We start from the raw sequence: 22238 nt of genomic DNA, 5'->3' as shown, positions 1-22238 counted from the left end.
AACAGCATGAAAAAGAAATATAAGCGTGCCCTGGCAGCGGCGCTGGCGGCGGTGATGATATGGAATACCTGTGACTGGCACCCGCAGGTGCTGGCAGGCAGTTCGGTGCAGTATATCGAGGAAGTGAAGGAGCTTTCGGATGAAATCCTGCATCAGGAGGTTCCGTATGGAACGAAATATAAGGATCTGGAGCTGCCGGACAAGCTGAAGGTGCGGGTTTTGGCAGAAGAAGCATCGGATGAAGAAGACGGTGCAGAAAAGATTGCTACGCCGTCGGAGCTTCAAAGCGGAGACGGTAAAGTGGAAACAGAAAAAAAGTTTCAGACGCTTTCTTCATCTGAAACAGATGGTACAGTTCGGAAAGCATCCCCATCTGAGGCAGATGCTACAGAAAAATCGGAAATAGGGGGGGTGGATGACACTGAGCAGAAAGCATCCCCATCCGATGCGGACGGGACGAAAACCGATAAAAACTGGAAGGAAGTAAAGGTCCGCTGGGTTCTGGATGAGACCTTCAGTGAGAAAGATACATACGACGGAGAAACACCGGGTACCTATGTGTTTGATGCGGAATTGAAAAGCAGCCGCTATGAACTGGATACCGGCTTTTTGCCAAGCATCGAGGTGACGGTGCTGCCAGAAGAAAAAGGTCCGGCAATCATTGGATTTTCGGAGTTAGATGAGACAGTTGCGGTGCAGAAGCTTCCTCTGGGTGCCAAAGAAAGCGATATCATCCTGCCGGATATACTGGAGGTTGAGGTGGAAGAGGCGGATGAAACGCTGGCGGAAGACAGCCAGAATGTGCATCTGGTGAAAGCAGTGGATAAGGGCACAGAGAAAGATACAGATGCGGAAACGGCAGTCTGGCAGATTTCAGGCATAACCTGGAAACTGGACGAAGAGCAGAGTGATCTTCCGGAGTTTCACGGCGGCATTTCCGAAAAAGACTATTTCGAAGAATTTGACGAGGACGGAGAGCCGGTCGAGACTTCGACGAAGACCTGGGCGGGCTATGAGGAGGCAAATCAGGACTACAACGGCTGTGCCTATGTCTACACACCGGTTCTGCCGGAGGAATATCCGATGGGAGAGGAAGCAGAGCTTCCGGAAATCTGCGTTCTCGTAGGAGAGATGCAGCTGATGACTCTGGCAGGCGAGGAGTATGATCTGAATAATGAGCCGCTACTCATTAATAGTGCTAACAAAAATGAGTTTAACGGAAAAACCATAACCGGCAGATATTGCCCTACCAATCGACCGGAGGCCACTTATACAGACATCAAGGGCGGCATCATAATTGATAATGTTACGGTCGATCTGACGATTAAAAATGTAACGATCCAATCTGGTGGAGCCAGAGGATGGAATCTGGCCGGTATTTACTTGAAAGGCAATGCCCAGCTGAATCTGACCTTAGAAGGAACCAATACACTTGTGGGACTGGATGAGGGAGCCGGAATTGAGGTGGGAAAAGGAGCAACACTGGTTATTACGGAGAATAGTACCGGAAGCCTGAAGGCAGTGGGAGGTGCCTATGGGGCCGCCGGTATCGGAGGAAAAGGAACAGCAAGTGACGAAGGTGCAGATAATAACTGTAGGACAGGAACGATTATAATCAAGGGCGGAACTATCGAAGCTGAAGGTGGAGCTTATTGGGTTTCCTATTCGAGGGATTATCATGGAGGAGCCGGAATCGGAACCGGTCGCTATGGAATCGGCGGAACCATTAAAATACTGGGTGGAACGATAACCGCAAAAGGAGGAAGGCAGACAGGAGCTGGAATCGGAGGCGGAATGGGTGGAAGTGTAGACACGATCGTGATCGACGGGAGGAAAGACGAAGCTCCCAATATAGCCGTATCTTTTTATAAGAATGAAAAATCAGAATATCTGGGAGCTGCCATCGGCAGCGGATGGAATGGAGTGACTGATTTAAAATTATCCTGTGGCGATATCCAGATATTAAGTGGATCTGTGAAGGTAACGGGTGGAAATATTGGTTATGGAGAGTTATGGCCTCTTGATGGAAATGGAATGGAAGGCGGCAGTGTCACTATTTCCGAGGAGGTGCAGCTGGAGCTGCCGCTTGAAAGCAAGATTGCGCCCCGAGGAGAAGAATGTACCTACGGGAAAAAAACATTCCAGATCACCGCTTATGATAACCAGCTACAAAATGAAACCTATCAGGCTGACATAGCCCTGTATTGGAAAAATGATACAGAGAGAAAAAATCCGGTTTATGAAAAAAGCACTCAGATGACCGTCTCAGGATTCAGGGGAACGATACCGGATATAACCCAGTGGATGGGCTATTCCGGAAATATGCAGATGGTTGTAGCGCTGGAGCCTTCCGGTGGCGGGACAGTTAAGACGATGGAGGGAAGCGTTGTTCTAAACAAAGGAAAGGATGAAACCATCTCCGTCACGCTGGGAAAAGCCGCTTACCAGAAGGCAATGGATCTGACCATCCATGATGGCCGTTTGAGGGACGATAAGAATTATACACTGACGGTTCAAATCGGGGAAGAAGCAAGTGAAGGCGGCGCTGCACCGGATGTAGTAACCTATTTATCTCAAAAAGCTTCCGGTTATCAGATAAAGACTGGTAAAGTCAGCTGGTATACGCCTCTGTCCGGAGAGATTCCGGTATCGGTTCAGGTACAGGAAGAAGGAGAAAATACGAATAGCTTTACAGTAACCGGATCCCTCTCGATGAAGTCAGAGAAGGAAACGAATCTTTCCCTTACCATCGGAGAATCCCTGTATCCTGTCCGGTTCCACTTCTACTCATCAAAGGTGCAGGCGGCAGAGAATGTATCCCTGACAGCCGAACGGCTGGCTGGAGCTGCTTCAGAAGCTTCGGTGGATTTAAAGCAGGACAAAGGCCAGTTTGCCTTTGACGGGAAGCTGACAATTGATGAAGCAGCAGGCAATCATGCATATGCTCTGGCATATCTTCCGGCCGGAAATTACCGGTTTTTGATAAATACAGGCATCAGAGAATTAGGCAGCTCCGGTGGAAGATTTACTATAGACAGCGGAACGGTAAAGGCAGAGGATGCAGGAACGGATATCATCATATTAAATGATGCAGAGGCGTTGGAGGGAGAGCTGGATCTGTCCCTTGGAAATATATCTTTTTCCGAGGAAAATGGTCAGTTGGCAATTTCATATTCTAAAACAGATGATTCCGGCAAGGTGGTTACAGCAAGGCTAATAGACCAGTCCTATGGTAAATGCTATCGGATCACTTCATCTGGGAAAGTAGAGAATTATCATCTCTCTGTGAATACCCCAGCTTCCGAGGAATTAAAGCTCGTATTAAGGAACCTTACGATTACACCGGCAGAGGCTATCGCACCGATTCAGATAAACGGAGCGTCCCATGTGACTACCTATCTGGAAGGGGAAAACAAGATTTTGATTAATAAATCAGGGAAATCTTCATCTTCACCTGCCGGCATCAGCGTGGCAAAAGGTGCGAAGCTTACGATTGACAGTGAACCGGAACAGCAGGGCTCCATAGAGGTGCTCAATAACACAAAGGTAAGCAAGACGGGTGCAGCAATTGGAGGAAATGTAGGACAGGATACAGGAATCATTCACATCAAGGGGGGAACTGTAATTGCAAAAATGACGGATTACAATCCTAGGGGAGCTGCCATCGGTGCTTCGGCAGGAAAAAGTGTAGAAGAAATACGGATTAGCGGAGGAGTTGTAACTGCAAAAGGTAGTTGGGGTGCCGGAATCGGAACAGGAAGTGCTGATAGCCAGGAAAGAACCGGTAAAATCGTGATAGAAGGCGGAACGGTGAATGCAAGCTCGGAGAACGGTGCCGGAATTGGAAGTGGTATTGGATATGCCCGTAGTAAACCGGCGATAACTGCAGAGATTGGGATTCATGGCGGAATGATTACAGCTTATTCTGAACGGGGAGCCTGCATCGGAAGTGGTTTGGATAGTTCGTCGAAGGTGCTGATTGACGGTGGTACCATATGTCTGGATAAAAAAACGACAGGGTATAGGAAAGTAGCACATATTGGGATGGGAGAAAGTAGTAATACACAGGTACAAACTGATGTGACGATTACGGGTGGAACGATCTGTTTGAAGGAGGCGGATGGATATATACCGCGACCGATCATTTATGGCTGGGAGCAGGTAGGCAAAACGTGGCAGAAGAATAATACAATAAAAGATGGGAACGGTACCCCGGTTTATTACACCACAGCGGATCTGACCGGTATCTATGATAATAATACACTGGTTGGAGATGCAAGTATTGAAGAAAGCTCCTACGGCTTTAAGGATGTCCGGACAGATTCCAGCGGAAAGCTCTATATGTACCTTCCGGCTTCGGAGGCAGTGAAAGCCTCCTTTGGCGGTGTGGAATTTACCGGAAAGGTTGAGGCAGGTAAAGATGAGAATGTATTGGAGCGTGAACAGACTTCTATTGATTATCAAAGGGAAGTCCTGAAAAATACGGCTCTGTATGAGCTCGAATATGCGGAATCCGAGAATTCTGCAACTTGGACGAAGATCCGGGCAGGAGGCGAAGCTTCTCTGACGAAAATTCTGGACAATCAGCCGGAGAATGCGAGAGAGATTACCCTGTATGTGCGAAAGGCAGCCGCAGGTTCCACAGCAGGTGAAGCAGCCGCAATAACGATTCCGGTAAGACCGGCAAAACCGGATAAGATAACAAAGATAACGAAAACCAGCAACTCTATCAAAATTGTCGAGCCGACTGATGCCAAGTATGAGTATGGAATTGCTGAATCTGAGTCTGGTGAGCTTCAATGGCGGACGGAGAAGACGTTTACGTCACCGAAGCCGGCTAACACCTATTATATAACCCTTCGCGTGAAAGCAACAGACAACAGTTTTGCATCGAAGTCGGCTGATCGCTTATCTGTGACAACGCCGGATATCTTACAGTTCAAAGGTCCCGCTGGCGACGTATCCTTTGAAGCGAATGGAACCTATGGACAGGCACTTTCAGAGATTCCGGTACGGCTGGCAGAAGGATTTCAGGTTGTTAATTATAATAGATCACCGGTTTTAGGAACATGGAAGTTCAGTGCGGATCAGAGCGGAAAGTCCGCTTCCTCCATTTATCCGGAGGTAACGGGAACCACTGCATATCAGGCAGAATTTATACCGGATGGAGCGTCGGAAGGGCAGTATGGAAATAGTTTGAAAAGAAGTGTGATTCCGGAGATATCTCCGAAAGAGTTGACCGCAGTTGTTACGACACCTATTGAAAAGCCTTATGACGGAAATACCGACATCGCATTAGCGGCGACGGTAGCGATAGGAACTCCGGGCCCAATCTATACCATCCGCGGTCTGAAAGGAAACTTTGAAGATGCCAATGCCGGAACCGGTAAGACGGTAACCATTGATTCCTCAGAGGCAAAGGTTGAGACAGGCGAGAGTGCAGTGAATCTGCAGAATTACCGTATCATATATCCAGCCCAGACCGGAACGATCCATCAGATACAGGGTTCGGTTTCGATCGATCGGCAAGCATGGACCGGAGAAAAAACCTATGGAGACGACAGCTTTCCACTGACAGGTGTGAAGAAAGTGGGAGATGGAGTTCTGAACTATACAAGCTCGGATGAAAAGGTTCTCACCGTGGACGCACAGGGACAGGTGACCATCAAAGGTGTCGGTTCTGCAAAGGTAAGCATCACCATGGCAGAGGGAACGAATTATCTCGGTACAAGCACATCGGCAGAGAAAACCATAACCATTGAAAAAGGAACCCCCACTCTTACCTTAACAGCTGTGAACCGGACGACCGGAGTACAGCTTGCGAAAGGAATTCTCGGAACAGAGAAAGAAGATTTCGACATCATTGCCAGAGTGCAGGGAGTTTATCAGGACAAGCTGCAGGGTTATGTTCATTTCTATGATAATGAAAATCCGGATGCAGATATAGTTTCGGTAGGGGAAGATGGAACCGCTGTACTCAAGTGGACGAAGCCGGGAGAATCATTTGTAGGCACCCACGCAATCAAAGCCGAGTTTGATTTTGGTGAATTTGATACGTGGGAATCCAGATACAACACACCAGCTCCGGCATCCCTTACATTTGAAATCAGTAAGGCAGCTCCACCGGCAGAGGATAAGCCAGAAAACTCCGACAAGCCAGAAGGCTCCGACAAGCCAGATAACTCCGACAAGCCAGACCAATCAGGCAGCCAGAGTTCTTCCTCCGGACGTGACAAGTCTTCTGGCAGCGGAGCGACCAGGCAGGATCCGGTGAAGGGAAGAATCAACAGCAGCATAGGTATTCTCACAGGAACTGCCAACAGCACTGCCAATGACGGAAAGAGTCACTGGATGCAGGATGAACATGGATGGTGGTTGCGCTTCGCAGACAGCAGCTACCCGAAGGCAGAAAAACGCGGTACAAACGGCATTGCATATGCATGGGAGCAGGTAAACGGCAACTGGTGGGCGTTCGATGAAAGCGGCTATATCAAGACCGGCTGGATGCGCGACGAAGACTATGGCGGCTGGTTCTACCTCGATCCGGAACACGGCATGCAGACCGGCTGGGTCCTGATTGACGGCAAATGGCACTATTTCCACCCGACCTCAGACGGAAGAAAAGGTATCCTGTATGTCGGACGTCTGACACCGGACGGCTACTATGTAGATGAAAATGGTGTGTGGGATGGGAAAGACAGACAGTAAAAAGAACATTTAGGTCGAAGTTTGATTGATTGCGGCTTCTATCTAAATACCTTATGAAGCCGAGTCAAAATGAAATTCCAATGTGTTTACAGCTGTATTCATGAAAAAATATAATGAGCGCAGGAGAAAAGAATGCGGCTGCGAAGCAGACATATTCTTTTCTTGCGCCATTAACGAACGAACAGCCATGCGAAGCAGGGCGGTAGAGCGCGATAGCGCGGGTTCGTGAGTGGACGGGTGAGAATACGTATGATATAATGAAACCTGGGGGATCATAATCTGATTCACAAGGGGAAAACAAACCGACACAGGAGGGGGAACACATGAAGAATTTCTACACCGAAGAACAGTGGAATGAGATTCTGAAACAGCAGGAATCCGTACTTTGCTACGATACATTTACCCGGAAACAGGCGCTTGAGCTGGGGCTTTTGATTGCAGAGGTCACGGAGAAAAAATATCACGGTTCGGTCGCTGTCCGCATCGTGGAGGACGAGACGACCGTCTTTGCCTACAAGATGGAGGGCGCGACGCTGGAAGCAGACTGGTGGATGACCAACAAGCTGGCAGCATCGCGGCTCACGGGGATGAGCTCGCTGCGGGCGCTGACGGCATCGAGAGCCGGAGAACTGGAAGCATCTTGGAAAGTGCGCGAGGAGAACTTCTTCGTGTGCGGCGGCTGCATTCCGGTTTTCATGAGAGATGGAAGCCGTCCTTTTGCCTATGTGATGGTATCCGGCATGGAACACTGGGACGATCATCAGGTGATCGCGGATGCGATGGCGAAACAGCTGGGAGTTGAGATTCCGGAGATTCGGAAAGAGCAGCCATAAAACGATTGACTTGTAAAAACAAAGACGTTTGCAGAAATGGAAGGTAGATGAGCTATCTGCATTTTTGCAGGCGTCTTTTGTGGTTTTACTGTGCCGTATGGCGATGAATTATCCGTTATTTTGTATGGCGCACTTCCCCACCTGGTGGTATAATTCAAGTATTATAAAATTTGATATGAAAAGAATATTTGCAATGACTCAGATGGTTTTTGCACAGCAAAGAAGCATCTGAGAGATCCAGAGAATGTGAGGGATGTGGATGAGTAAAAAAGAGGTACGTCAGGCGGCTGCGGAACTGACCGAGCGCCTTTGTGAAAAAGACTTTTTAGACCGGTCGGGGCTGAGCCGGAAAAATGTCATGATGCTCATGAACAAGGATCACTGGGAGGAACAGTTTGCCCATATTTTCCCGATTAAAAAACGGATTTCCTGCAGGGCGGTTTACGAAATCTGCGAGGAACCGTTAAGCCTTTTAGGGCATGAGCCGGAAGAGGGCTGGATGAAGTTTACCTACCAGTATGTGTGCCATATTCTCTACCCGGATGCGGAGTTTAAGAAGAAAAATGCTGCTTTTTCCGCCGGTGCGGAGTTCTATCTGGCAGTGCTTCAGTTCGTGTTTGACCGCGAGCGGGCGGTGCTTCCGTACAAACCGATGGAGGACTTTGCATTTTTGGGTGATGAGGAAGCTTCAAGCTTTGAGTGCGCGGCAGAATACAGCCGTTTCAAGAAGTTTTTCGCACAGGAATACATCTATGAGATGATGCGCCTCAATGCGGAGGTGACGCCGTTTCGGACGCTGGAGCACATCGCGGGCGTGCATTACGTCGCGATGACGGTGGCACGCGGGCTTTACGAGGCGGGTGTTCCGATCGATCTGACGCTGACCTCGGGCGCGGCTGCGGGACATGATCTCGGCAAATTCGGCTGCAAGCCAAATGAGCGGGTTCCGTATCTTCATTACTATTATACAAACCAGTGGTTCAACAACCATTCGATGGAATACATCGGCCATATCGCGGCGAACCATTCGACCTGGGATCTGGAACCGGAAAACCTGTCGGTTGAATCCCTGGTGCTGATCTATGCCGATTTCCGTGTAAAACAGAGCCGCGGCGACGACGGGCGCGAGATTACCTACATTTCCAATCTGGATGAGGCGTTCAACGTCATCCTCTCGAAACTCGACAACGTGGACGAGGTCAAATTAAACCGTTACCGCTTTGTTTATTCCAAACTGCATGATTTTGAGGATTATATGCGGTCTCTCGGTGTGGATGTGGATTTGAATGGACACCCGAAAAAGCCGGAGGTGCTGCCGGATATTTCCCTTCGGAACGCAGAGCAGACGGTGCAGTCCCTCATTTTCATGGGTATTGAGCATAATATCCGTGTCATGCATCAGATGGGGGCGGAACGCCAGTTTGGCAATCTCCTTGAGGCGGCGCGCAGCGAGAAGGATTGGAAGAGTGTCCGCGCGTATTTAAACATTTTCCGTGAATATTTTACATATACAAACGACAAGCAGAAAGAGCAGACGCTGGGCTTTTTATATGAGCTTTTGATGCACCGCGAGGGCGACATCCGCGCGCAGGCGGCGAGGCTGCTCGGACACGTGATCGCGCAGTTCAACGCCGGTTACCGCAAGGAGCGCCCGGCGGGTATGCCGGATATTGCCGAGGAGCGGGTGATGGAGATCTGGAAGCAATATCTGGAAATGATCATCCGGCCGGATCACAAGCTGATGCTGCAGCAGAAACGGCGCATCCGTTATCACCTGAAAAATGTGCTGGCATCGGTGGTTGATCATGCGACGCCGGGCGATCTGCGGGAATTTCTGGAGGCATTTCTGGTTTGGTATGACCGGGCGGATGAGCTGGATCCGGGCGAGGCATTTTCTTTGCTGGATACGGTGCATTTCATGCCGTTTGATAAGCTGAGTGAAGAGGAACTGGGGAAAATCGCAAAATTTGCCCTGATTGAGTCGCAGAGCGGGGAACCGGATGTGCGGATCGCATCGTGGCGCGCGTTCAAGCTTCTGACGGCGTATCAGCCGGATCATCCGTGCTGTGCCGAGATCGGCATGTGCGTGAAGGAGGCGCAGGTTGAGGACAATATCACGATGACCTTTCTCAAATACCGCGTGTTAAATAACCTCGGAGAGGACACGGCGAGAGAACAGGAACTTTTGTACGACCGTGACGTTGTCTCCGATATTTTCCTGGATAACCTCAAAACAGCGACGCCGTGGGTCATCAAGTCGGCCAATATCAAGCTGCTCGTCGATCAGATTGCGCATGGTAAACAGGAACATATGCTGCATATCGCAGCGCATCTTTCAAACCTTGTAAAAGTCAGCGAGCACGTGATCGTGCGCCATGATGCCGGAACCGCCCTGCTTCGCATCATCGGGCTTTTGACACCGGATCAGAGAAATGAGATCGTGGTTGAGCTGATGAAGGGGCTGGAAGTCGGTGAGTACGAATTTTCCAAATATATTCCGCAGTATCTGGGGCAGGCGGCGCTGTGGCTGCCGCCGGAACAGCTGGAGGAGATCGTTTCCTACCTGCATGGCATGATGGCAAATGCAAACGACCAGATAGTCTCGGTTGCGCTTGATACGGTCGGCGTGCTGCTGGAACGGTATTCGTGCTACCCAGAGCGCTTTGCGGAGGAAAAAGAGATATGCGAGGAACGGCGCGGACGTCTGCTTGGCATCCTGCTCAGCGGTCTGGCGAATTACCGCGAGTCGGTGCGCCAGGAGGCGATGCTGGTGCTGGGGCAGACCGTCTTCGGCTCATCCTGGATGGAGTGCCGGGAGAAAAAAGAGCTGTTCGCCCTGTCCTTCCGCAAGATGCTGTTCTTATTCAATGAAAATAAGGGAAATGAGCTGACGGCATTTTATCGTGCGGCGTCCCTTTCTAATATTTACCGGTTCATCACGCAGTATCATATGACCGAGGGCAATTTAGAGATCAAGGAGCGGAACCAGGTGGCATTCTTCCCAGGCACATTTGACCCGTTTACGCTGTCACACAAGGAGATTGTCCGCGAGATTCGCGACCTCGGCTATGAGGTATTTCTGGCGGTCGATGAATTTTCCTGGTCGAAAAAGGCGCAGCCGCATCTGATCCGCCGTCAGATTGTGAGTATGTCGGTGGCGGATGAGTTCCATGTGAACCTGTTCCCGGATGATATTCCGGTCAATATCGCCAATCCGGCGGATCTGAAACGCCTGAGAGAGGTGTTTTCCGGAAAAGAGCTGTATATCGTGGTCGGTAGCGATGTCATTGCCAATGCCTCTTCTTATAAGAAGAAACCGGTCAAAAATTCGATTCATTCGATGAACCACATCGCGTTCCGACGCGTGGGGGATGTCAAGTCGGACAATAAATACAACCGTCAGATGATGGATCAGATCAGCGGCAAGGTCGTGGAGCTGGAGCTTCCGGAGCATCTGGAGGACATCAGTTCGACGAGAATCCGTGAAAATGTCGATCTGAACCGAGATATTTCGAACCTGATTGACCCGTCTGTGCAGGAATATATCTATTACAATGGTCTGTATCTGCGCGAGCCGGAATATAAACCATATATCCGCGCGCGTGCGATCTCCTATGAGGAGGTGGAGATGCCGGATGAAATGCTTCTGGCGGAAATTTCGAATTTCGTTCTGCGGGACGAAGAAGATCGCGAGGACCTGTTGAATTCGATGAAGGAGTCGGGCGACCGGCTGCTGCTTCTTAGGAATACTGTGCAGGAAAACCGGCTGGTCGGCGTGGCACGGCTTCGTTATCTGGCGCCGGATGAACTGTTTGCCGTTTTGGGACAGGTCAGTCTGGCAGATCAGGTGCGGCGCCATACCTACGGTGAGATTCTTCTGATTTCGGGTATCTATGTCGAGCGCGATCCGATGATCTACGACGCGGAACAGCTGCTTTTAACCGAGGCGATCGCACGGTCCTTTGAGTATAAATGCGGCTATGCACTTTTCTTCCCGGCAGACGGTTACTGCCCGGAGCGCGTGCTGTCGGCGGTGGTCCGCCAGGGCTTTGTGAAGGCGCCGGAATCCCCGGAAGACGCGCCGCTCTATCTGGTCGATATGCATGCGCCGCTTGTATTAGTGCAGAATCTGGAAACGACGTTAAAAGAACCATTTTCCAGCAATCCGCGCGTTCTGGATGCGATCTACAAGGCGCATCGGGAATTGCAGATGGCGATGACGCGCTTCTATCCGGGACAGCTGGTTCTTTCGATGTCTGCGAGCGTGATTTACCATCGTCTGGTGGAACGGATCACGGCGTTAAATGGTGTGCCGCGTGACCCAGTGACGCCGAGACACCTCGGCGGGGCGATGTGCGTGCCGTTCGGCAAGATCCTGCGTGGAAAAGTTATTCCGAATACGGTGACGAAGACGCTGCATACAGATAAAGTGTACGATCCGGAGCTGAAAGAGAAGTCGATCGAAGCGTTCCCGTACTATTCACCGCTGCGAAGCCAGATCAAGGCTATCAAGTCCTTTGACCGCCCGGTGATTCTGGTTGATGATCTGCTGCATCACGGCGGACGTTTCGAGGCATTGGAACCGATGCTGCGCGAAGAGGGCGTGGAAATCAAAAAATTGGTGTTAGGTATGATTTCAGGCTACGGGCGCGACACGATGGCGACGAAGGGCGTGCCGGTAGACAGTATTTATTATATTCCGAATCTGCGGAACTGGTTTGTTGAGTCCACACTGTACCCGTTCATCGGAGGCGATACGGTGCGCCGCGATACCGTGAAGGTGGCGGGACTGACGCCGTCGATCAATATGATCCTGCCGTATGCCGCACCGCCGGTACAGGGAAGTACGCCGGAAGCCGCGTTTGAGTTCTCCGCGTGCTGCATCCGCAACGCGCGCAACATCCTTCTGGTGCTCGAATCCGAGTACCGGGCGCTGTTTGCGAGAAACCTGACGTTAAGCCGCTTGTCTGAAGCGGTCATCCTGCCGCTCTGCCCGGATAAAGGCGAGTGTGTCAGCTACGATCCGAATCTGGCAGCGTCGGTGTATCTGGAAAATGATTTGGAGATGCTGTATCGGACGCGGAAGTGAGAAATTATGTCAAATAATGCAAAATAATATTATATAAGATATCAAAAAAGAGCAGGGGGTATGCAATATGTACTATTATATAATTGGAGATAAAATCTGCTGTTCCTTCAATGGAAATTTATCATACGAAAGGGCAGAAATGCCGCACCCGGGCACACCGCTCACATTCTTATTCGAGCGCGAGCCGGGAACAGGAAGAGAGTCTTTTAAGGTAAACTCGCCGCTGCTTTTATTCCAGGAGGCAGAGAATGTTTCCTGGCTGAGCAGCCGGAAGCTGGAAGCGCAGGCGGAGACGATGAAGAAAAAGCTGGCAGAATCGACGGAAAAAGCGGCAGGCAGCGGTGCATCTGAGAGTGGCGCGCCAGCAAAGATGAATTGCGAACTTGACGAGGCTGTCAAAGCCGCGATCGATCAGGGTATGATGCGCGCAGTCAACCGTCTGCATCCGGATTTTGAGACAATTCTGGCAGAAAAACCGCAGAAAACAAAGAAAAGAGTCCATGTGCTGGCGATCGGTGACGTCGGAAGCACGCTTCTGACCGGGCTTCATCTTCTGGGCGGCGACTGCATCAGTTCGATCGGCATCTGTGATATTTCCGATAAAGTGACCGCACGCTGGGAATTTGAGGAAAACCAGATCGCGTATCCGTGGGCATATGACGCGCTGCCGGAGGTCGATGTGGTAAAACCGGAAGACCTCTTCAAGTGTGATGTATTTGTATTTGTCGCTTCTAAGGGAATCCCGCCGGTTGGTTCTGGCGTCAAGGATGTGCGGATGTACCAGTTTGAAAATAACTCCAAGATCGTTGCGCAGTATGCAAGACAGGCGAGAGCCGAGCATTTCAAGGGCTTATTTGCCGTTGTCTCCGATCCGGTTGACCCGCTGACAAAGACGGCATGGCTGGAGAGCAACAAGGACGAAAACGGCATCCTTGATTTAAAGGGACTCCGCCCGGAACAGGTGCAGGGCTTCGGACTCGGCGTTATGAATGCGCGCGCGGCTTATTATGCGAAGCGCGACGGGCGGTTTTCACAGTTTTTGACGGAGGGGCGTTCCTTCGGACCGCATGGACAGGATCTCGTCATCGCAGATTCCATTGCAAATTACAACGACGAGCTTTCAAAAGAACTGACCCAGCTGACGGTAACGGCAAACCTGCATATGCGTGCGATCGGTTTCAAGCCGTTTATCGCACCGGCATATTCCTCCGGCGCGATCTCCCTGATTCTGATGATGCGCGGCGAATGGCACTGCGGTTCCGTCTTCATGGGCGGTATCTTCATGGGCGTGAAAAACCGTTATACCGAATATGGTCTGGAAACAGAAATTCTGCCATTGCCGGATGCGCTGTATGAGCGGATTGTGACGGCGGAGGAAAATCTGAAAAGGATTGTCTGATCAATGAGTCTTATCGCAGGAAGGAAGCGAAAACAAGTGATTCATTCAAATTCAGAAGGAGATATTTATATAGAAGAAATGCCACTCCTCCTCGTCCATCTGCGCGAGGAGGAAAAAGGTGCGGATGCGCGCCTTTCGGAGGTGTTATCCTATGCGCTGGACGGCTACGTCTATGAGACAGCGACGGAAATCAGCACGTTTGAAGATTATGTAAACCGATGGAGGCGCCTGAAAAAGACACAGAATCGAAAAAATCCAGTCCAGGGACGTATCCTGTTTGCCGTGCCGCTTGGCACATCTGGTATCAACCTGGAGCTTTACCGCCTGATTCGCTTTCTGCGGGAACATCCGGATTTTCTGAACGGTTTTGTCGGCGGGCTTTTGGTGGACAGTGAAAATGACCTCTATTCCAAATCGGCGGCGAAGGATCTGGTGTTTGCCGCTAACTGCGCGGGCTGCGCGTTCGTGGGGCGTCCGCTCGTCGAAGGCACGCGGACACTTTCCAATTACACGATCGTTTCCAATAATCTTGGAACCGATCTGATGGGGGCATACCGCGAGAGCGCGGCGGGGCTGGTCAAAGAAGTGCTGGGAATGGATTGTGTCAGGAAAAAACGTCCGAAAGTATTGGTGTTGCACGCGTCAAGCCACAAAACCTCCAACACCTATGCGATCTGGAGCCGGGTAAAAGAACAGCTCCCGGAGATGGAGATAAGGGAGATAGGGCTTCGAAACGGTACGCTTTCCGACTGTGCCGGATGCCCTTACAAGATGTGTCTGCATTTTGGCGAGCAGGGAAGCTGTTTCTACGGTGGAGTGATGGTCGAGGATGTCTATCCGGCGGTCCGCGAGGCGGATGCGATCGTGATGCTCTGTCCAAATTACAACGATGCGCTGTCGGCAAACCTGACTGCGTTCATCAACCGCCTGACTTCGCTGTTCCGGACGACGCGGTTTTATGACAAAGCGCTGTTTGCGGTGGTTGTGTCGGGCTATTCCGGAAGCGATATCGTGGCTGAACAGCTTATCGCGGCGTTAAATATGAACAAAACCTTCTATCTACCGGGGCAGTTTGCGATGATGGAGACGGCAAACAATGCCGGGGCAGCGATGCAGCTGCCGGGGATTGAGGAGCGGATGAAAGCGTTTGCGGAGAGAATCCGGGAGACGTTATTATATAGGTAAAGAGGGGTTATAAGCAGGGCAGCGTCACTGGGAGAGTTTGTAACTGTTCACAGGTAGGAATTTTTTGAACTGAAAATTCCGTACGATACAGTTCCGGCAGCAGATTTTGCCGATTTGGAATGCGTAGCATCGGCAAAATCCCGTTGCTGGGCACACGTGTGTGAACAGTAACGAGAGTTTCACATCTGCTATAAAATTCTTTACAGATTTCACGAAACTAAGTATACTATATGAATATGTAAAAACTGTTTTACTCAGGCTAAAGGCCATGTGAAATCGTACCGTTTAAAGAGGGAGAAAGGCAGAAATGAAATCCTGGAGACGAACATTAGCGATAGGTTTTATCATAGCGATAACTTCGCAGCTTTATTGGAACGTATTTGTCAACAATTTCCGTGTGTCAGCGTCGGTTATCCTGCTTCCGGTGCTGATTATGACAGTCGGAAGCCAGATTCACACGATGACGATCTGTACGGTGACGTCGATCATTGTTTTTTTATTCCGAATTGTGATATATTATCTGCAGGGAATGCCATCCGAGATGCTGGTACAGCTTGCGATGCCCGGAGCATTCTTTTATATCGTGTACGGCATGATGTTCAAGCTGCAGATCCGGAATAAACATATCGCGAATCTGGAAAATGTGATTGCGGCGGCATTTTTCTGTGACTTATGCTCGAATATATTCGAAAACTTCCTGGCGGCGCTTCTTAAAAACAATGCGATGCCGGGACCGGATATAATTCAAAAGCTTTTTATGATCGCTGCAGTCCGCACACTTTTTGTGGCACTGGCACTGATCGGAGAACAGCAGTACCGGCTTCTTCTTACGAAAGCGGATCATGAGAGCCGTTATCAGCGGTTATTTCTTATGACAACGGGACTCAAGACTGAGATTTACCTGATGCATAAGAACACCGAGGAGATCGAGCGCGTCATGAGCAATGCATACAAGCTCTATGAGCAGATTCTGGAAAAGGATCTTCCACGGGAAATGCAGCAGATGGGACTTGAGATAGCGCGGGATGTCCATGAGATCAAGAAAGATTACATCCGCATCATTCAGGGCATTGAGGAGGCGATCGAGGAAGAGTCGAACGAGGAAACGATGAGCCTGCAGGATCTTCTTCGGATTCTGGAATCATCCACCTATCGGACCATGGCGGAGAAAAAGCTGGATATCCGTCTGATGTTTGACTGCCGGGACAATTTTATGACGCAGGAACACTACCAGCTTATGACGATTCTCAAAAATTTGGTAGGAAATGCGGTGGAAGCGATCGAATCGACGAAAAAAAGTGGGATGATCTGGATTCGGGAGTACAAAAAAGATGGTAATTATGTGTTTGAAGTAGCGGACGACGGACCGGGAATTTCAGAAAAACATCTCCCACGGATTTTCAATATGGGATATTCAACGAAGTTTGATGAAAAAACCGGCAATATATATAGAGGCGTCGGGCTCTGCGGTGTGAAAAACGCGGTAGAGGAGCAGTTTGAAGGTAGTATTTCAGTGGATTCGGAAGAGGGAAGAGGAACGAAATTCCATATTGAGATACCGATAGCGAAATTGGAGGAAATAGAGTAAATGGAGATTTATATTGTTGAAGATGATATGTCAGTGATCAGCGTCCTGCAGGATATTATTGAAGATAATGATCTGGGAATCGTCTGCGGAACTTCAGAGGGACAGCCGGCGGATGTGGATGATATCCTGGCAAAGAACCCGGATATGGTTCTGATTGATTTTCTGATGCCGGAAAAGGACGGTGTTCAGGTCATGCGTGAGCTGCGGGAAAGAGGCTGCAAGGCAAAATGCATCATGATTTCCCAGGTGGCGGCGAAAGAATTGATCGGCAAGGCATACGATGCGGGCGTTGAGTTCTTCATCAGCAAGCCAATCAATATCATTGAGGTAAAATCGGTCATCCGCAATGTGGATGAGCAGATCAAGAATGAGAAAACACTGACGAATATTAAGAAAATGTTCATGGCAGAGATCGCGGATATGCCGAAGGAGAAGAAAAAAGATGACGGTTACGGCAGAAAGGTGCTTTACATTTTAAACCGTCTTGGCATGTCCGGCGAGAAGGGCGGCGACGATATCCTTCGGATCTGCGAGTATCTGCACAACAACGGACGCCCGATCTCCCAGGTCAGCATCGGTCAGCTCTGCGAGCTTTTGAGCGATGCGCCGAAGAACATGGAGCAGCGTGTCCGCCGTGCGATCGCGGTCGGCATGTCGAACCTGGCACATTTGGGTATTGAGGATTTCATGAATGAAACCTTTACTGCATACTCCAGCACCCTGTTCCCATTCGAGGAAATCCGGGCAGAGATGGATCACATCCGCGGTAAACGCCGTTACGGCGGCAAAGTCAGCATCAAAAAGTTCATCGACAGCCTGATGCTGGCGGTAGATCGTGAGGTATAACGGGTAGATTTACAAAACTTTCCAATCTGTTTATCATAAGTTAAAAAAATGTTATAAAAATTTTATGTTTTTATGATGGATCTTGTAGTTTTTTGTCGGGGCTACAGTATTATACACTTGCGAGCAAGAAAAAAAATAGGTTGGAGGTAGTTGTATGAAGACAATCGAGCTTGATATGTATCAGGCAACCGCAGTTGCGGCACTTGTACTGTTACTGGGACGTGTTCTGGTAGCTAAAATTTCTATTCTTCGTCGGTATTGTATTCCGGCACCTGTAGTTGGTGGTTTCCTTTATGCAATTGTTCATACCATCGTAAGAGGCATGGGCATTCTGGAAATTTCCTGCGACATGACACTTAAAAACGTATTCATGGTAGCTTTCTTCTGTAGCGTAGGTTTCACAGCATCCTTCCGTATGCTGAAGAAGGGCGGCGTTCAGACAGTTGTATTCCTGGCTCTGTCAGCTGTTATGGTAATTCTTCAGAACGTTCTGGGTGCTGGTCTGGCAAGCGTATTTGGTCTGGATCCTCGTCTGGGTCTGGCAACCGGTTCCATCCCGATGGTAGGTGGTCACGGTACTGCTGGTTCCTTCGGACCGTTACTTGAGGAATTAGGCGTAGCAAATGCGAGCGTTGTAGCTATCGCTTCCGCTACTTATGGTCTGGTTGCAGGCTGCGTAATCGGTGGTCCTATTGCAACTGCTAAGATCCGTAAGTACAAACTGTCCGCAGTTGCTGAGGCAGCTACTAAGACTGAGACTGTAGAGACAGATGAGACTGGTGCAATCGATTCCGCTAGAATCCTTGACGGTCTTCTGTACTTAATCGTTGCTATCGGTGCTGGTACTATCGTATCCATGTTCCTTGGCAAGTTTATGACATTCCCGTTCTACATCGGCGCAATGTTAGTTGGTGCTATCATCCGTAACATCATGGATGTTCAGAACAAAGAGATCCCGATGGAAGAGATCAGCACACTGGGCGGTGCTTCCCTTTCCGTATTCCTGGGTCTGGCTATGATCGATATGAAGCTGTGGCAGTTAGCTGAGCTGGCTGTACCGATGGTAGTTATGCTTCTTGCACAGACAGTACTTATGTTCTTCTATGCAAACTTCGTTGTATTCAACGTACTTGGCAAATCCTACGATGCTGCTGTTATGACCAGTGGTTTCTGTGGATTCGGTATGGGTGCTACCCCGAACGCTATGGCAAACATGCAGGCAATCACCGGCGTATATGGTCCGGCTCCGACTGCATTCATGGTTGTTCCGCTGGTAGGTTCCTTATTCATCGACTTTGTAAACGCAACTATCCTGACAGGATTCATCAGCTTCCTGGGCTAATAGATGCGAATTTCAAGAGGTCTGCTTTTCGGCAGGCCTCTTTTTTTGTGTAATAGGGAATTCCAAGGAATTTCCTATTACACAAAAAGGCGCTAACGTGCCAATGATGCGCACTCACACGAAGCAGAAATATGTTGCAAGCGACCGCGCGAGGCGCCCGAATGTGCCAGGACACATTCGTTGTCCATCTCCGAGTTATAATCAGGAACAATATAACTCCATAAGCAAATAATAATAACATCTATAACACTATTTTTATTTGATTCTGACGAAGAAATGATCTATAATACATTATAGAAACAGAAAAGTTCACAAAAACAATTTGGAACCAGAGGGAATTATGTACAAGATTGATGAAACCATCGTCAAGTATTTGTGGTAACCATAGTTCAGTGAACTATTCAAACTTATATACATATCAGGAGGTATTATCCAATGAGCAAGTATGTTGACAGAGTTCTTGCAGAACTCAAAGAGAAAAATGCACATGAAGCCGAATTCCTTCAGACAGCAGAGGAAGTATTATCCACTCTGGGTCCGGTTGTAGATGCACATCCGGAGTACGAGAAGGTTGCTCTTCTTGAGAGAATGGTTGAGCCGGAGAGAACTATCGAGTTCCGTGTACCGTGGGTTGATGACAACGGTGCTGTTCATGTAAACCGTGGCTATCGTGTACAGTTCAACGGCGCTATTGGACCGTACAAAGGAGGCTTACGTTTCGCTCCTTCTGTAAACCTGTCTATCATGAAATTCTTAGGCTTCGAGCAGACTTTCAAAAACAGCTTAACAACCCTGCCGATGGGCGGTGCTAAGGGTGGTTCTGACTTCGACCCGAACGGCAAGAGCGATGCAGAGGTTATGAGATTCTGCCAGTCCTTCATGACTGAGTTATATCGTCACATCGGACCGGACGTAGATATCCCGGCTGGTGACCTTGGTGTAGGTGCTCGTGAGATCGGTTACCTGTATGGCCAGTACAGAAAGATCCGTGGTGCATTCGAGAACGGTACTATCACTGGTAAGGGAATGTCCTTCGGTGGTTCTCTGGTACGTCCGGAAGCAACTGGTTACGGCGCTGTTTACTATGTAGAAGCAGTTATGAAACATGAGAACGATGACATCAAAGGCAAGAGCGTTGTTGTATCTGGTTTCGGTAACGTTGCTTGGGGTATCTGCAAGAAACTGGCTGAGCTGGGTGCTAAGGCTGTTACCCTGTCTGGTCCGGACGGATACATCTATGATCCGGAAGGTGTTGTAACTGAAGAGAAGATCAACTACATGCTGGAGATGAGAGCATCTGGACGTAACAAAGTTCAGGATTACGCAGACAAGTTCGGCGTACAGTTCTTCCCAGGTGAGAAACCGTTCGGCGTTAAGGCTGACATCGTTATGCCGGCTGCTACTCAGAACGACGTTCGTATGGAAGAGGCTAAGAAGATGGTTGCTAACGGCCTTAAGTACTACATCGAGGTTGCTAACATGCCAACTACCAACGAAGCTCTTAAGTTCTTAATGGAGCAGAAGAACATGGTAGTAGCTCCGTCCAAGGCTGTTAACGCAGGTGGCGTTCTTGTATCTGGTCTTGAGATGAGCCAGAACAGCGAGAGATACAGCTGGACAGCAGAGGAAGTTGATTCCAAACTGCATCAGATCATGACTGGTATCCATGATGGTTCCGCAGCAGCAGCTGAGAAATACGGCTTAGGCTACAACCTGGTAGCTGGTGCTAACATCGTTGGTTTCCAGAAAGTTGCTGACGCTATGATGGCTCAGGGTATCTGCTGGTAGTCAGTAGTTCCCCATACCATATGGAGTGAATGTATAAGTAATATAATTGCATAACGCAGTTACATAAAGAGACTGCTGATTCGGACAACCTGGCGACAGGAAGTCCGGCTCAGCGGTCTTTTTTGCGTAATAGGAAATTCCTTGGAATTCCCTATTACGCAAAAAGGCACTAACGTGCCAAGGAATAATTCTTACCTCCCACACATAAAATAGTAATGGTAATTTTTGACAGTCTATCTAAGACGTAAATGTTCAAGCAGGGAGGAGAATGAGAGAATGAGAAGAACAAAAAAGACGAAAAAAACGAGAATGAAGGGACACATGGCAGTAGCAATTTCCATGGCGATGGCGGCAGGGCTGGCGCTGACGGGATGCGGCAGTACCGGAACGACAGGAGTATCGGCAGAGACATCTGCGGGAGGTAAAAATGAAGCCGGGAGGAATACTGCCGGTAACACAGCAGGCGGACAGGAAGAAAGTCAGAGTGGGGCTGGCGCTGCGCAGGTGACAGACACGAAAAAGGGCGGAAAGGATGGCGGAACCAGCCTCATTTTCACGACGGGAGGCGATCAGGGTACATATTATGGATTTGGCGGCGTGCTTGCAGGAAAGATAGGGGAATCGACCAGCACTTCGGTGACGGCGATCACATCGGGCGGTTCGCAGGCAAATATCGAGGCGCTGGATGCACATGATGCGGATTTGGGGTTTGTGCAGTCGGATGTCATGGCATATGCCTACAATGGTACGAATCTCTTTGAAGAATATGGAAAAGTTGCTGATTTCTCGACCGTGGCGGCGCTCTATATGGAGCAGGTGCAGATTGTTACGCTGGATCCGTCGATTCAGTCGGTAGCCGATCTGGAAGGCAAAAATGTTTCGGTCGGCGCGGCGGGGTCAGGCGTCTATTATAATGCGGTGGATGTGCTGGGAGCATATGGATTGGATATCGAAAAAGATATAAATCCGACGTATCAATCCTTTGGGGACAGCGCAGAGGCGCTGCAGGATGGCAAGATTGATGCGGCATTTGTCGTAGCGGGTGCACCGACGACCGCAATCACCTCCCTGGCAGCGACGAAGGATGTGTATCTCGTCAGCCTGGACGATGAGCATATGGATCAGCTGATTAAAGAATCGCCATATTACAGCAAAAACACGATCCCAGCGTCCGCGTATGGAACGGATGAGGATATCAGGACGGTGGCTGTCGGTGCGGTAGTAGTGGCGCGCGATGACGTTCCGGCAGAGGATATCTATAACTTCTGCTATGGCGTCTTTGAAAATATGGATTCCATCAAGACGGCGCATGCGAAGGGAGCGGAGCTGAACCTTGAATTTGCCACTTCGGTCACAGCGGTTCCGTATCATCCGGGAGCAGCGGATTATTTCGCAGAGAAAGGGATGGAGGTGCCGGTGAAATAAGGGGGAAACCCAGAAATGAAGTGTGAAAGGGGGTT

Annotated in this window: 10 protein-coding genes; all 10 read left to right on the top strand. The window is 49.5% G+C overall.

The window, feature by feature from the left end; all coding sequences use genetic code 11:
* Positions 1-6: 6 nt before the first annotated feature.
* The 10 genes from PG862_RS00100 (at position 7) to PG862_RS00055 (ending at position 22203) form a co-directional block, all read left to right on the top strand.
* Positions 7-6708, top strand: a complete 6702-nt coding sequence (locus tag PG862_RS00100; RefSeq protein WP_270706141.1) for a YDG domain-containing protein — start codon at positions 7-9, stop codon at positions 6706-6708.
* Between the two features lie 323 nt (positions 6709-7031).
* Positions 7032-7541: a heme-binding protein gene (locus tag PG862_RS00095; RefSeq protein WP_118469480.1), complete on the top strand. Its 510-nt coding sequence runs from the start codon at positions 7032-7034 to the stop codon at positions 7539-7541.
* Positions 7542-7800: 259 nt separating this feature from the next.
* A complete protein-coding gene (locus PG862_RS00090) occupies positions 7801-12630 on the top strand; it encodes a nicotinate-nicotinamide nucleotide adenylyltransferase (protein ID WP_270706138.1) in 4830 nt (1609 codons plus the stop codon).
* A gap of 67 nt (positions 12631-12697) precedes the next feature.
* Complete coding sequence (locus PG862_RS00085) at positions 12698-14029, top strand: Rossmann-fold NAD(P)-binding domain-containing protein (RefSeq protein ID WP_270706137.1); 1332 nt, start codon at positions 12698-12700, stop codon at positions 14027-14029.
* Positions 14030-14065: 36 nt separating this feature from the next.
* Complete coding sequence (locus PG862_RS00080) at positions 14066-15214, top strand: flavodoxin family protein (protein WP_270487464.1); 1149 nt, start codon at positions 14066-14068, stop codon at positions 15212-15214.
* 307 nt (positions 15215-15521) lie between these two features.
* A complete protein-coding gene (locus PG862_RS00075) occupies positions 15522-16802 on the top strand; it encodes a sensor histidine kinase (RefSeq protein ID WP_107000642.1) in 1281 nt (426 codons plus the stop codon).
* A complete protein-coding gene (locus PG862_RS00070) occupies positions 16803-17648 on the top strand; it encodes a DNA-binding domain-containing protein (protein WP_117796260.1) in 846 nt (281 codons plus the stop codon).
* Positions 17649-17802: 154 nt separating this feature from the next.
* Positions 17803-18990: a sodium/glutamate symporter gene (gene gltS / locus PG862_RS00065; protein WP_118469477.1), complete on the top strand. Its 1188-nt coding sequence runs from the start codon at positions 17803-17805 to the stop codon at positions 18988-18990.
* Between the two features lie 435 nt (positions 18991-19425).
* On the top strand, positions 19426-20778 hold the full coding sequence (gene gdhA, locus PG862_RS00060) for an NADP-specific glutamate dehydrogenase (RefSeq protein WP_118524395.1): 1353 nt from the start codon (positions 19426-19428) through the stop codon (positions 20776-20778).
* 276 nt (positions 20779-21054) lie between these two features.
* The gene (locus PG862_RS00055) at positions 21055-22203 is read left to right on the top strand and encodes a TAXI family TRAP transporter solute-binding subunit (RefSeq protein WP_270706135.1); all 1149 of its coding nucleotides are present in this window, start codon (positions 21055-21057) and stop codon (positions 22201-22203) included.
* Positions 22204-22238: the final 35 nt, after the last annotated feature.

Origin of the sequence: Clostridium fessum, assembly GCF_027698965.1 — a bacterium.
Lineage (GTDB): Bacteria > Bacillota > Clostridia > Lachnospirales > Lachnospiraceae > Otoolea > Otoolea fessa.
This window is presented reverse-complemented; position numbering and strand designations above follow the sequence as displayed.

What these genes read in the sequence shown, in the direction of transcription:
- PG862_RS00070 (WP_117796260.1), top strand. Translation starts at nt 16,803, where the DNA reads ATGGAGATTTATATTGTTGAAGATGATATGTCAGTGATCAGCGTCCTG.
- PG862_RS00095 (WP_118469480.1), top strand. Translation starts at nt 7,032, where the DNA reads ATGAAGAATTTCTACACCGAAGAACAGTGGAATGAGATTCTGAAACAG.
- PG862_RS00100 (WP_270706141.1), top strand. Translation starts at nt 7, where the DNA reads ATGAAAAAGAAATATAAGCGTGCCCTGGCAGCGGCGCTGGCGGCGGTG.
- gltS (WP_118469477.1), top strand. Translation starts at nt 17,803, where the DNA reads ATGAAGACAATCGAGCTTGATATGTATCAGGCAACCGCAGTTGCGGCA.
- gdhA (WP_118524395.1), top strand. Translation starts at nt 19,426, where the DNA reads ATGAGCAAGTATGTTGACAGAGTTCTTGCAGAACTCAAAGAGAAAAAT.
- PG862_RS00090 (WP_270706138.1), top strand. Translation starts at nt 7,801, where the DNA reads ATGAGTAAAAAAGAGGTACGTCAGGCGGCTGCGGAACTGACCGAGCGC.
- PG862_RS00085 (WP_270706137.1), top strand. Translation starts at nt 12,698, where the DNA reads ATGTACTATTATATAATTGGAGATAAAATCTGCTGTTCCTTCAATGGA.
- PG862_RS00055 (WP_270706135.1), top strand. Translation starts at nt 21,055, where the DNA reads ATGAGAAGAACAAAAAAGACGAAAAAAACGAGAATGAAGGGACACATG.
- PG862_RS00075 (WP_107000642.1), top strand. Translation starts at nt 15,522, where the DNA reads ATGAAATCCTGGAGACGAACATTAGCGATAGGTTTTATCATAGCGATA.